This window comes from Mesorhizobium sp. AR02, assembly GCF_024746835.1.
GTDB lineage: Bacteria > Pseudomonadota > Alphaproteobacteria > Rhizobiales > Rhizobiaceae > Mesorhizobium.
The window spans coordinates 4656401-4669009 of record NZ_CP080531.1; the positions used below are offsets into that span (position 1 = coordinate 4656401).

Below are 12609 nucleotides of genomic sequence, written 5' to 3' on the forward strand. Positions count from 1 at the left end.
ATCCGATGAGCTTCTTCGTCAACGCCTTAGGCGTTCCTCTTCCCTACAGCGGCGCTTCCAACCATTGGTTCTCGGCAGCAGGGTCCGGGCCGGACTTGTACGGCAGCTCCGGAAACGACTCGTTCTACGGAGCATCCGGTGTCACCATGCACGGTGGCGCAGGCGATGACATCTATTACCTCTATGCGGCGAGCAACAAAGTGGCCGAGGCCGCCGGGGCAGGCATAGACACGATCAGCACATGGATGAGCTATAAGCTCCCCGACAATGTCGAGAACCTCGTCGTCACAAACGCCAACAACTATGCTTTCGGAAATGGGTTGGACAACATCATCACCGCCAAGGCCGGGCACCAGACGCTGGACGGCGGCGCGGGAAACGATGTGCTGATCGATGGCGGCGGCGGTTACGACACTTTCATCGTCTCGAAAGGCAATGGAAGCGACCTGATAGCGAATTTTGCCGCCACCGACACCGTTCGCCTGAATGGCTATGGGTTCACGTCGTTCGACGCCATCCACTCCAGCATGATCCAGGCGGGATCGAACGTGCTGTTGAACCTCGGGTCCGGCGAGATCCTCGAGTTCAAGGACACGACCATCGACAAGCTGCAACCCAGCCAGTTCGAGTTGCCGATCGACAAGTCCGGAATGAGCCTGTCCTTCAGCGACGATTTCAACACGCTGAATCTTCACAATGGCCAGGGCGGCACGTGGGACACCAACTTCTCGTGGGGAGCGCCGAACGGCAGCACCTTGAGCAGCAATGGCGAACTGCAGTGGTACATCGACGCCAATTTCGCACCGACGAGCTCCGTCCACCCGTTCAGCCTGAACAACGGCGTGCTGACCATCACCGCGGCGCAGGCGCCGGCGGAGATCAAGCCGCTGATCAACAATTACGAATACACCTCCGGCATCCTGACGACCCACGATTCCTTCTCGCAAACCTATGGCTATTTCGAAATCCGGGCCGACCTGCCCGAGAACGCTGGTGCCTGGCCGGCCTTCTGGCTGCTTCCTGAAGACGGTTCGTGGCCGCCGGAACTCGACGTCGTGGAAACGGTCGGCCAAGCCCCGAACTCGTTGATCATGACAGCGCACTCGAATGAGACCGGAACGCACACCAAGGTCACGTCGACAGTGAGTGTCTCGGACCCCGCCGGTTTCCACACCTATGGCCTGCTCTGGACGCCGGACAAGCTTGTCTGGACCTATGACGGTGTGCAGGTCGCAGAAGCGGCGACGCCGTCCGACATGAACAAGCCCATGTACATGCTGGTCGATCTCGCGGTCGGCGGCTTGGCCGGCACCCCTCCGGATCATTTGGCCACGCCAGCCGAGATGAAGATCGACTACATCCGCGCCTATACGCTGGACAGCGCGCCCGCGAACGCCCTGAACATCACCAGCAGCACCACCACGCACAGTATCGCCACGCACAGCAGCAGCACGCTGCACGGCGGTTCCGAGTTTGGGGGCCACGCGTAAGGTTTCGGGATCATGCAGCGTCGGGGAATGCCGAAATGACTGGACCGTCTAGCCTGCGTCCGGTCTTCATGCGCGCCATCGCCGATGTCGGCGTCTTCTCGCTGTTGATCAACCTCCTGCTGTTGGTGATTCCACTCTACCTGCTGCAGGTCTATGACCGCGTGCTGCCGTCCTCCAGCGTCGAGACGCTTGTCTATCTTTCGGTCATCGCGGTTCTCGCGCTCGCTTTCCTCGGGCTGCTGGACGCGATCCGCGCCGTCTACACGCAGCGCGTTGCGGCGACCCTCGACCGGAAGCTTGGTGCCAGCACATTCGCCGTTTCGCTTGGCGCAAAATATGCCGGCGGCCTGTCGCCGCTGCGCGACCTCGCCTCTGTCTGCGCCTTCATCAGGTCGCGCGGCGTGGCGGTGTTGTTCGACCTGCCCTTAGCCCCTGTCTTCCTCGCCCTGCTCTATCTCATCCATCCGGTGCTGTTCTGGGTGACGGTCGCCGGCGCGACGCTTCTGCTGTTCCTGATCGTGGCCAACCAGCTTGCCATCGGCAGGAACGACGCCTTGTCCGCGGAGCGTTCGGCCTTGGCCAGCCAGGCGGAACAGGCTTTTGCCCGCAATGCGGAGACGCTGCGCGCCATGGGCATGGTGGAGAACGCCGCGCGGGTCTGGCGACGGCACGTGGCGGCAGCGCTGACCTTCCATGACCGTTCCTCGAGTGCCAATGCGATCTTCAGCGGTGCCTCGCGGGCGCTGCGCATGATGCTGCAACTGGCGATCCTCGGCGCCGGCGCATGGCTGGTGCTCAACGGGCAGATGACGGCAGGCATGATCTTCGCCTCCTCGCTGGTGTCGTCGCGCGCGCTGCAGCCGCTCGACCAGTTGATCGGCGCCTGGCGGCAAATCGCCGACGCCCAGCGAGCGTGGAAACGGCTGGAGACGGCGCTTGCGGCGCGTCCGGTCGAAGCGCGGAAACTGATCCTGCCCGATCCGGCAGGCGCGATTTCCGTGCAGGACGTTTTCTTCATGGCGCCGAATGCCCAGCCCGGCACCGAACCCATCCTCAAGCGGCTGAACTTCCAAATTGGCGCCGGCGAAGCGTTGGCCATCGTCGGCCCGAGCGGCGCCGGCAAATCGACGCTGGCGCGGTTGCTTGTGGGCGCCGCCCGGCCGACCGGCGGCGCCGTCAGGATCGACGGCGCCGACCTCAGGAGCTGGGACGAAAACCAGCTCGGAAAGCATGTCGGCTACCTCGCGCAGGAGGTGGAGCTCTTTCCAGGATCGATCGCGCAAAACGTCGCCCGCTTCGACCCTGATGTAGATGACGCCTCGATCATCGAGGCAGCAAGGCGGGCTGAGGCGCATGAGCTGATCCTGGCGCAGCGGGACGGCTACCAGACATTGATAGGTCCGTCGGACAGAACGCTGTCGGGCGGCGAACGCCAGAGGATCGGTCTGGCGCGCGCCTTCTACGGCAATCCCAGAATTCTCGTCCTGGATGAACCCAGCACCCATCTCGACGGCACGGGCGAAGTGGCGCTCGAGGCGGTACTCGCCGCCGCGAAGGCGGCCGGCGTCACGATGATCGTGATCACGCATCGCCCTTCGATTGCCGCGTCCTGCGACCGCGTGATGCTTCTGCGCGGCGGCGCGATCGAAGCCTTCGGCCCAAGCAGCGAGGTGCTACGGCATTCGGTCGTTGGCAAGGGCCTTCCCGCGCAGCCGAATACGGTGATGACAGGGTCATTCGCCACGACGATCCGTACGCATAACATGCGTTTTGGATCGTAGATGATGGCGGCGCAGAGCCTCGCCTGGGAGGAGAGCAACCCGCGTACCGACATAAGGCGCGTGGCATTTGCCGGATACGCGGCAACAGCGCTATTGGTGGGTTGCTTTGGCTATTGGGCCGTCAGCGCGCCCTTGTCTGGAGCGGTGATCACGCAAGGCACGATCTCGGCGACCGGCGGAAACATCCTGATCCAGCATCCCGAGGGCGGCATCATCGAGGAATTGCTGGTCCATGACGGCGATCGCGTGCAACAGGCCCAGGATCTGATCGTGCTGGATCCGACAGCCGCGCAGGCCGAGCTCAACCGGCTGACGAGACAGTCGATCGCGCTCAGGGCGAGTGCGGCGCGGCTGGAGGCGGAACGCGACGGGTTGGATAGGCTCGCGCCAATCACCAAAGCGGCGCCAGCACCATTCCAGCCCGATTTCGAAGCCCTGATTCGAGAGCAGCAAAAGGAATTCGATGCCAGACTCGCCCGGTTTCGATCGGAACAATCGATCCTCGCCCAACGCGTCGCCATGCATCGGCAGTCGGTCGTGGGATTGCAGGCCCAGAAAGAGGCCATTCAGCAACAGGCTGAAATCGTGAAGAAGGAGCTCGGCATCAAGATCAGCCTGCTGGACAAGGGCCTCACCAATCGTAGCGAATACTCGCAGCTTTTGCGCAGCGAGGCCGATCTCGTCGGGCAGGCCGGGGCGCTGGAGGCCAATCTGGCAGCGGCCAACACCCAGATCATCGAGGCCCAGGAGCAGACCGAGCACCTCACCACGCAGCGCGTGGAGGAGGCACTGACGAAGTTGGACGAGGTTCGCGCTAACCTGGCCGACATCGAGGAACAAATGAGGGCGGCCGAGGCGGTGCTGCGGCGGACGACGATCAAGGCACCAGCCGCGGGCATCGTGGTGTCTTCGACCTATAATGCCAAGGGCAGCGTGATTGCGCGCGGTGAAAAAATCATGGAGATCCTGCCTACGGCACCGGGTCTGATTGTCGATGCAAGGCTGCGGCCGAAAGACGTCGATCAGGTCCGTGTCGGCCAACCGGCGAAACTGCGATTGTCCGCCTTGAACATGCGGCTCACCCCCGAGGTTTCAGCCACCGTGGCGCAAATTTCTGCGGACCGGCTCATCGACGAGGCTACACATGAGCCCTATTTCCGCGTCAAACTGAAGATTGCCGCCGACCTGCCGCCCGGCGTGAAGCCCGAGCAGCTTTACCCCGGAACGCCGGTCGAGGCGTTCATCAACACCGGCGACCGGACTTTCTTCGAGTATCTGGCACGGCCGATGCTCGATTCCTTCGCTCGCACGTTCACGGAGCGGTAGAGGTCGCCGGCCACGCAATCCACCGGCCTACCGTCGATGACCGCCAAGGCCTAAAGCCGACATTCAAACAATCACCGCACCGCCTCGCGGTGGGTGCCGGGTAGACGGGTGGCGATCAGCTTGTCGATGCGGCGGCCGTCGAGGTCGACCACCTCGAAGCGCCACCCTTGCGCGTCGACGCATTCGCCGGTCGCCGGCAGATGGTGCATGTGTGACAGGACGTAGCCGGCAACCGTCTCGTAGTCGCGGTTTTCGGGCAGGTCGATGCCCAGGATCTCGGCCATCTCGTCGGCCTGCATATAGCCGGCGAGCAGCCATGAGCCGTCCTCGCGCTTGACGGCGTTTTCCTCGTCGCCTGCATCGAGGTCGGCGCGGAACACGCCGGTGATGGCTTCGAGAATATCGGCGGGCGTGACGATGCCTTCGAAATGGCCGTATTCGTCATGCACCAGCGCCATCGGCACGTCGGATTCCTTGAGTTTATGCAGCACGTCGAGCGCGTCGGCCTGGTCGTAGACAATGGGCGCGGCACGCACATGCCTGCGCGGGTCGAGCGTGCGGCCGGCAAGGATCGCGGCCAGCACGTCGCGCGTCTGGACGACGCCGACCATGACGTCGACGCCGCCGTCGCCGGCCGGCAGGCGCGAATGCTGGGTTTCCATGAGGAGCTTGCGGATCGTCGTGTCGTCGGACTGCAGATTGATCCAGTCGACCTCGGTGCGCGGCGTCATCACCGCGCGCACGGCGCGGTCGCCGAGCCGCATGACGCCGGCGATCATGCGCCGCTCGTCGGACTCGATGGTGCCGTGATGCTCGGCCTCGGCGACCAGCATCTTGATCTCCTCGTCGGTGACCTTCTCCTCGCTTTCGCCGCGCTGGCCAAGCAGCCACAGTATGGCGCGGCCGGAAATGTCGAGCAGGAACACAAGGGGCGCCGAGACGGTGGCGAGGATGGTCATCGCCGGAGCCGCGCGGGCAGCGACGCGCTCGGGGTCGCGCAGCGCGATCTGCTTGGGCACCAGTTCGCCGACGATCAGCGAGAAATAGGTGATGATGGCAACGACAATGCCGACGCCGAGCGGGTCGGCGACGCTTTCGCGCATGCCGGTCGTGGCTAGGTACACCGACAGCCGGTCACCCAGCGTCGCGCCGGAGAAGGCGCCGGAAAGCACGCCGACCAGGGTGATGCCGATCTGCACCGAGGACAGGAACTTGCCGGGATTCGAACCAAGATCCAGCGCACGGCCGGCGCCATTGACGCCACGGTCGATCATCGCCTTGAGCCGTGCCGGGCGCGATGAAACGATAGCGAGTTCGGACATCGACAAAAGGCCGTTCACGCAGATGAGGACGACCACGATAGCAATTTCAACGTATAGCATGAGGGCTCAATAGCATTGCGGCGGGCCGCTCGAAAATAGTCCGCCAGCATTTTTAGAAGATGACAGCCAGGTCTTCAGGCGATGTCCCATGCTGGCGCCGAAAAATGTTGGACAAGAGCGTCGACGACAACCCGTACCTTTGGCGTAAGCGCGCGCGTCACCGGCCAGACGGCGTGCACGACAATGTTTTCCACCAGACAGTCCCTTTCGTGCCGACATCGGATGCGGTGGGCGAGGTGGTGGCTGTCGGCGGCGCGGTCAGCCGCTTCAAGGTAGGGCAGCGTGTGCTTGGCCAGGTGATCGCCGATTGGCCGGATGGCGATGCGCCGCCCGTGCTGCACAAGCATACGCTCGGTTCCTCGCTGCCGGGTATGCTTTCAGACCATGTTGTCTTTGGCGAGGATGCTGCCGTGCTGGCGCCGCCATCGCTCAGCGATATCGAGGCGGCAACACTGCCGATCGCGGCGCTGACGGCCTGGTTTGCAATGGCCGAGGCGACAAGGCCGGTGGCGGGCCAGACCATCCTCATCCAGGGCACCGGTGGCGTGTCGCTGTTTGCGCTGCAGTTCGCCAAGGCTTTTGGTTTGCGCGCCATCGTCACCTCGAGCAGCGACGAGAAGCTTGAGCGAGCAAAAGAACTCGGCGCCTGGCAGGTGATCAACTATCGCACCCAGCCGGCATGGGACGAGGCCGCGCGTGAGCTGACCGATGGGCTGGGCGTCAACCACATTCTGGAAATGGTCGGCGGCGACAATGCGCGGCGATCGCTCAATGCGCTTCGTGCCGATGGCCGGCTCTCGATCATTGGCCTCCTGGGTTCGCTGGAACTCAGTTTCCCGATCCTGCCGTTCATGCGCAACCGTATCGTCGTGCAGGGCCTGTCGATCGGCCATCGCCGGTCCTTCGAGCGGATGAACCAGGCGATCGAGACGCTCGGCATCAAGCCGGTCATAGACAAGGTCTTTGGCTTTGACGAGGTGCCGCAGGCCCTACAGCATCTGGAGAAGGGGCCGTTCGGCAAAATCGTGATCACCACGACCTGACCTTGCCGTGGGTCACTGCAACTGCTTCAGCACGCCGATGATCGCCTTGCCGTCGGTGAAATAGGGGTCACCGCCGCCATTGCGGCCGGTTTTGGTGGCGCCGATGCCGGCCAGGTCGCTGGTCGATGCCAGCAGTCCGGCTGCGTTCAGGTCACCGATCTCGAAGTCGCGTTCGGCATCGATGTCGGGACCGATGTGATGCGTGATCGCGCCGGTATCGTGGCTGAGGCCGACGCCGCGATCGAAGCTGGCGGCACCCAGCCAGAGCGGGCGGCCGTCGTCGCCGACCGTATCCGTCTGCCAGAAACGGACGTGGTGGCGCCGGTCGGCACTGTCGCCCACCGGTTTTTCGAAAGCGAGATCCTGGGCGCGGCCCTCGAACAGCAGGCGGCTCATCGGCGCATCGGGATAGGGGCGGGAAAACAGGACGCTTTCGCCGATATCGATGGCGGTTCTCAGGGTGACGGCATCGGCGGTGTCCCAACCGGCGACGGCAAAGGCATGGACCACTTCCTTTTCCGTACCGACAAGGCCGACATTGATCGGGTCGCCCGGAATGCCTTGCGGCGTGTGCGTCACCATTTCGAAGCGCTGGTCGCGAAAGCCGCGCTCCCGGAATGTCCAGAATTCCGGCGCGGCGAGATAGGCAAGCGCCAGCCAGGCGCCCAGCAGGGCCGCCAGCCAGATTGTCACGCGTCGCCGAAGGCTTCGTTGGCTCATGAAGGAGGCTCGATTCGTGCGGTATCTGTTGCCTGACGGTCCCTGGAAATCAATGGCCAGCGATGCGCAGCCGGTTTATCGTCGGCCATCGTTTTTGCGCGGGGGCAGGAATGAAGGGGAAATCGGCAGGCCGCGGACCGATGGCGTTGACCGCCGACCTTGTCGCGAGGGTCGAGCGCATCGAACCGGATCCCGGTCCCGAGTCTGGAACAGCCGAGCATACGGACGCGGAGTTCGACGGCCTTGTCGAGCAACTCTTGTCGCAATACCGGCCTGAAGCGCTGTGGATATTTGCTTACGGCTCGCTGATCTGGAATCCCGAATTCGTTCCTGTCGAGCAGCGCCCGGCCACGGCGCCAGGGTGGCACCGCTCATTCTGCCTGAAACTGACCCGCTGGCGTGGGACCCGCGATTTGCCGGCCCTGATGCTGGCTCTCGACCGCGGCGGCAGTTGCAACGGCATTGTTTACCGGCTGCCAGTGGAAGACCATTTCGGGCAACTCGGCCAGTTGATGCGCCGCGAGATCGATGCCAACCCGCCAACCAATGTGCCGCGCTGGATCAAGGTCCTGACCAGGGACGGTCCGCTGCGCGCCCTGGCCTTCGTCGCCGCGCCAGACGGCCGGGCCTATGCCGGGCGGTTGCCGCCGGAGCAGGTTGCGGACACGCTGGCGCGGGCTGCCGGACATTGGGGCTCGTCGGCGCAGTATCTGTTCCGGACTGTCAGCAAGCTGGAGGAAAGCGGTATCCACGACAGGAACCTCTGGCGCATCCAGGATCTGGTGGCACGACACATCGTCGCTTCCACCGCTGGCACCGGGCCGGCCTGATCATTTGCTAGCGGCAGGCGCGATAACCGTTCTTGCGGTTCTTGATGTCGAAGTGGAAATGGTTGCGGTGGTCGTAGTTATAGCCGGGGCCGAGCACGGTGGTAAAATACTGGCAGCCATCGGCGCGCACATTGTTGAGGAAGCCACGGGTGCGGAAGGCAAACAGGCCGGGCTTGCGCACGTCGATGTCGTCGCCATTGTTGAGTTCGATGCTCATGACGTCGAGCGCGTTGCCCTTGCCGTGCTCGGAAAGCACGCCTTCGCCGGCGATGTTGCGGCAGGAATAGCTCGAGCCTTGGTGGATGGTCTTGACGCCGGAGAAGTAGCGCCAGCGGGCTGAAGGAACGAGTTCGTTCTTCGTCCAGGCGGCGAAGGTGGCGGCCATGTCGCAGGTCAGCGTCGCGGCGGGCTTCATCTCGACACTGCCGATGGCCGTGACCTTGACCGGATAGTCGATGCCGCACTGGCCTTCATGGATCGGCGCCAGGTCGGTGTAGGCGACATCGAGGCGTTTCAGCTGCTGGCGGCAGTCGATTTCGCTGGCCGGTATCTGCTCGACGGGCGACATCGGGGTATCCATGCGCGGATAGGCGGCCTGCGTCATATAGGGATTGGAGGGGACAAGCCTCTGCATGCCCGTATATTGCGGCACGGCCGAGGTTTGCGCGCCGACATCGACGGCCGGCTGCAGCGACAATACGCTGCCGGTGTTGCAGGCCGAAACCGCGGCGAGGGTGAGGCCGGCGGCCAGCAGCGCTGCTGGTTTCGATCGGCGCGCGGTGGCGAAAAACACGGCGCGAAATTTGCCGGCCATTGGCGGAATCCTAATTCTGGATATCCGGCATTTTAACGATCAAGGGTAAAGGAAAACTCAGCGCCCGCGTTCACGCCTGCGGCTGAATTGCGGCACGCTCCCTGTGAGCCTATGGCTGCCTGTGAGCCTATTGGCAAAACGTGCCGCCATGCCTGCGCGGTTCGAGATCAAGATGAAAGTGCAAGGCGTGGTCCGCATCGGCGCCAGGCCCGAGCACGGTCTTGAAGGGCCCGCAGGCGGCCTTGCGGACGGCGTTGAGGAATTTGCCGTCCTTCTCGGGCGGCGTTGGACCGACCTCGACCTTCCTGCCGTCCGACAAGGTGAAGCTGGCGATGTCGAGCGCGTTGCCGAAGGCGTGCTCCGACAGTTTCCGGGTGCCGTGGCGCGGCCGGCAGACAAAGGCCGAGGCCTGGTTGATCGACTTGAGGTCGACGCCGAATTCGGCTTTCGCCGCCGGCTGGATGACGTCGGCGGCAAACCGCGCCGCTGCCTCGGCCATCGGGCAGTTGAGCTCGGTGCCGGGGGCAATCGCGATCGACTTGCCAAGGGACTTCAGAATGATGGGGTAGGGGATTGCGCAGCCGATTTCGGGACTGCTTTCCGCCTTGTGCTCCTCGAATTCGACGCCGAGCGCCTTCAGCCGCGCGCGGCAGGCGACTTCCTCTGCAGGCATCTTTTCGCCGGGCCGGTCGGCCGAGCGCGGGTCAGGAAGCATCTTCTCGTCGCCGGCATCCGCCGGTTTTTCAGGCGGCTGCGGCGCGACAGCCGGTGGCTGGGCCTCAGGTTCGGCGGTGTCGGGCCTTTGTGTCGGGATCGGCACCTCGGCCGGCGGCTCCGGCTCGTTTTCGGTTTCGATTGACGGCTCTCGGGCTGAAGATTCGGGGGCTGACGGCTCGGGGCGCGCCTGCTTTGCTTGACGAGACTTCTCTTCATTGAGCCGGTCGGAGGCGTCCGGGGCCTTTGAGCCTTCCGTCTTTTGCTCTTCAGCCGGTGCGGCGTCGGCCTTTGGCGCGTCCGTGGGACGCGGCTCGGGCACCGGAACATCGGCGGGCGAGGTTTGCTGCTCTTGCGCTTCCTGTGGCGTCTGCTTTGGCGGCTGCTTACCCCGCGCTCTCACGCGCTGTTTGACCCTCACCGGCTGGTCCAGACGTTGCGTCAACGGCTGCTCCATCCGAGGGGACAGCGGCTGGTGATGCCTGTGGCGGTGTCTGGCGTCGGCCGGCGTCGCCAGCAGAACCGCGGCCGCCAGAGGCAGCGCCAAGGTGCAAACTCGGGAAAAGCTCAGCGTTGCCATCGCTCGGAAACGGCGCCAGCACGCCGAAGTTGCCTGGACGGGCGCTTTCCCCCGATCACAATCGGTTACCGCTGCGTTACGCGCCGATCGCTTCGAGGCCTTCCTCCAGCCAATCGGCAAGCAGCGGCATGCCAAGCAGATATTTCGCCGTGCGCTTGTTGGCGCGTTCGCGCGCCGCCGTCACGGCATCGGACCATTCCGAGGCGTCGTAGTCGCCACGCCCGACCCAGGCGAGCGCGATCAGTTCGGCCGCCTCATCGACATTGAGGTCGTTGATCAGTTCGCGCAATTCCTCTTCGGTCAGGTTCTCCGAACTTTCCTCGGCAAGGCCGTCATGATGGTGATTGTCGTGCGTATCGCCATCGAACTCGATCTCGTGTTCGGCGCCGTCGGCATAATCCTCGTTGACGGCGGCACTCAGCGCCTTGGCCTTGAGGATGAACAGGCGCACGGTGTCGGGGCCGATCGTAAGGTCCCAGTCCTTTTCAAGCCGCCGCTGCACGGGCCGTCTCCGTCCGTCGTTTGCCGGATGATAGCGGATTTGCGGCATCCGTCACCTGATGTTCTCCACCCCTGCTTTTTTCCGGGATGAAACGCGGAGCGCTTGGCGTTAGTGTTCTATTCTCACCCCTCAAGGAGGCTTCGATGCATAAAAGAATGCTGATCCAGGCGGCGACTGCTCTTGTCGCGCTGCAGTTCTTCTCCGTCCCGGTGTTCGCGGCGGGCAGTGGCGGTGGCAGCGACCAGACCACCACTCAGTGCAAAAAAGGCGAAGTCTGGGACAAGAAGAAGCAGAAATGCGTGCCGCCCAAGGAAGGCATGCTGGACGACGACAGCATCTATGATGCCGGTCATGCGCTGGCGATGGCCGGGCGCTATGACGAGGCGATCGCCGTGCTCAGCCTGGCCGCCAACAAGCAGGATCCGCGCATCCTCAACTATCTCGGCTATTCGCACCGCCATTCCGGCCGTGTCACCGTGGGCCTCGGCTATTACGAGGAAGCGCTGCGCATCGACCCGAATTACACGCTGGTACGCGAATATCTCGGTGAGGCGCATCTGCAGATCGGCGATCTGGCCGGCGCCCAGCAGCAACTGATGGAAATCGAGAAGCGCACCGGCAAGGGATCGCGCGAATACGGTATGCTGTCCGAGCAGATCGACCATTTCATGCGGAGCTGATCAGGCCGCAGGGCTTATCGAAGCGGCCGCGAGCGATCGCGGCCGCTTTTTGCTGCCCCTGTCTCGGTGAAAGCGGGGATGATTTTTGCAAAACCGATTTTTGGGCGTGAAAAACCCGGGAAGATTGCTATATTGGGGCAAATTGCGGTGAAACGGTTCCGTTAGCCCGAGGCTGCCGGACCGTTTTCTTTTTGTACCCAACGACAAGGCTTCCCCCGAAACGCGGGGGTGGCGGCAGGAAAGGTCAGGCATCATGAACAAGGTCCCGATGACAGGCGAGGGGTTCGCGTCATTGAAGGAAGAACTGCGTTGGCGCCAGCAGGAAGAGCGGCCGCGCATCATCGAGGCGATCTCAGAGGCGCGCTCGCATGGCGATCTGTCAGAAAATGCCGAATATCATGCCGCCAAGGAGGCGCAGAGCCTCAATGAGGGCCGTGTCAACGAGCTCGAGGATCTGATCGCGCGCGCCGAGGTGATCGACGTCACCAAGCTCAGCGGCGACAAGGTCAAGTTCGGCGCCACCGTCGTGCTGGTCGACGAGGACACCGAGGAAAAGAAGACCTACCAGATCGTCGGCGACCAGGAGGCGGACGTGAAGTCCGGCCGCATCTCGATCTCCTCGCCGATTGCACGGGCGCTGATCGGCAAGGAAGTCGGCGACGCCATCGAGGTCAATGCGCCCGGCGGTGCAAGGGGTTATGAGATCGTCCAGGTGCAGTTTATCTAGGCGTCAAAGGCGAGGGGCAC

At 63.5% G+C, this 12609-nt stretch carries 12 protein-coding genes; 7 read left to right on the forward strand and 5 right to left on the reverse strand.

Annotated elements, in window-relative coordinates:
* The first annotated feature begins 5 nt into the window (after nt 1-5).
* Genes DBIPINDM_RS26700 through DBIPINDM_RS26710 form a run of 3 tightly spaced genes read left to right on the forward strand, consistent with a single transcriptional unit; the run spans nt 6 to nt 4597 of the window.
* The gene (locus DBIPINDM_RS26700; protein ID WP_258581995.1) at nt 6-1490 is read left to right on the forward strand and encodes a family 16 glycosylhydrolase; all 1485 of its coding nucleotides are present in this window, start codon (nt 6-8) and stop codon (nt 1488-1490) included.
* A gap of 35 nt (nt 1491-1525) precedes the next feature.
* On the forward strand, nt 1526-3271 hold the full coding sequence (locus DBIPINDM_RS26705; RefSeq protein ID WP_258581996.1) for a type I secretion system permease/ATPase: 1746 nt from the start codon (nt 1526-1528) through the stop codon (nt 3269-3271).
* Between the two features lie 3 nt (nt 3272-3274).
* Complete coding sequence (locus DBIPINDM_RS26710; RefSeq protein WP_416361793.1) at nt 3275-4597, forward strand: HlyD family type I secretion periplasmic adaptor subunit; 1323 nt, start codon at nt 3275-3277, stop codon at nt 4595-4597.
* A gap of 71 nt (nt 4598-4668) precedes the next feature.
* On the opposite strand, the gene DBIPINDM_RS26715 is transcribed toward DBIPINDM_RS26710, so the two are convergent.
* Nucleotides 4669-5979, reverse strand: coding sequence for a hemolysin family protein (locus DBIPINDM_RS26715; RefSeq protein WP_258581998.1), 1311 nt, complete (start codon nt 5977-5979; stop codon nt 4669-4671).
* 104 nt (nt 5980-6083) lie between these two features.
* Here DBIPINDM_RS26715 and DBIPINDM_RS26720 point away from each other — a divergent pair, with 104 nt between their 5' ends.
* Nucleotides 6084-7022 carry a zinc-dependent alcohol dehydrogenase family protein gene (locus DBIPINDM_RS26720; RefSeq protein WP_258581999.1) on the forward strand — a complete coding sequence of 313 codons (939 nt, stop codon included), beginning with the start codon at nt 6084-6086 and terminating at the stop codon, nt 7020-7022.
* Nucleotides 7023-7034: 12 nt separating this feature from the next.
* Here DBIPINDM_RS26720 and DBIPINDM_RS26725 read toward each other — a convergent pair whose 3' ends face one another.
* Nucleotides 7035-7742 (reverse strand): LssY C-terminal domain-containing protein, encoded by a 708-nt coding sequence (locus DBIPINDM_RS26725; protein WP_258582000.1) that lies wholly within the window; start codon nt 7740-7742, stop codon nt 7035-7037.
* A 110-nt stretch (nt 7743-7852) separates the two neighbouring features.
* Here DBIPINDM_RS26725 and DBIPINDM_RS26730 point away from each other — a divergent pair, with 110 nt between their 5' ends.
* Nucleotides 7853-8572 carry a gamma-glutamylcyclotransferase gene (locus tag DBIPINDM_RS26730; RefSeq protein WP_258582001.1) on the forward strand — a complete coding sequence of 240 codons (720 nt, stop codon included), beginning with the start codon at nt 7853-7855 and terminating at the stop codon, nt 8570-8572.
* 7 nt (nt 8573-8579) lie between these two features.
* Here DBIPINDM_RS26730 and DBIPINDM_RS26735 read toward each other — a convergent pair whose 3' ends face one another.
* The 3 genes from DBIPINDM_RS26735 to DBIPINDM_RS26745 form a co-directional block, all read right to left on the reverse strand.
* Nucleotides 8580-9386: an extensin family protein gene (locus DBIPINDM_RS26735; protein ID WP_258582002.1), complete on the reverse strand. Its 807-nt coding sequence runs from the start codon at nt 9384-9386 to the stop codon at nt 8580-8582.
* Nucleotides 9387-9513: 127 nt separating this feature from the next.
* Complete coding sequence (locus DBIPINDM_RS26740) at nt 9514-10557, reverse strand: extensin family protein (RefSeq protein WP_258589349.1); 1044 nt, start codon at nt 10555-10557, stop codon at nt 9514-9516.
* 199 nt (nt 10558-10756) lie between these two features.
* The gene (locus DBIPINDM_RS26745) at nt 10757-11182 is read right to left on the reverse strand and encodes a DUF3775 domain-containing protein (protein ID WP_258582003.1); all 426 of its coding nucleotides are present in this window, start codon (nt 11180-11182) and stop codon (nt 10757-10759) included.
* A gap of 143 nt (nt 11183-11325) precedes the next feature.
* Here DBIPINDM_RS26745 and DBIPINDM_RS26750 point away from each other — a divergent pair, with 143 nt between their 5' ends.
* Both DBIPINDM_RS26750 and greA read left to right on the forward strand, forming a co-directional pair.
* Nucleotides 11326-11862, forward strand: coding sequence for a tetratricopeptide repeat protein (locus DBIPINDM_RS26750; protein WP_258582004.1), 537 nt, complete (start codon nt 11326-11328; stop codon nt 11860-11862).
* Between the two features lie 253 nt (nt 11863-12115).
* Nucleotides 12116-12589: a transcription elongation factor GreA gene (gene greA, locus DBIPINDM_RS26755; protein ID WP_008877613.1), complete on the forward strand. Its 474-nt coding sequence runs from the start codon at nt 12116-12118 to the stop codon at nt 12587-12589.
* Nucleotides 12590-12609: the final 20 nt, after the last annotated feature.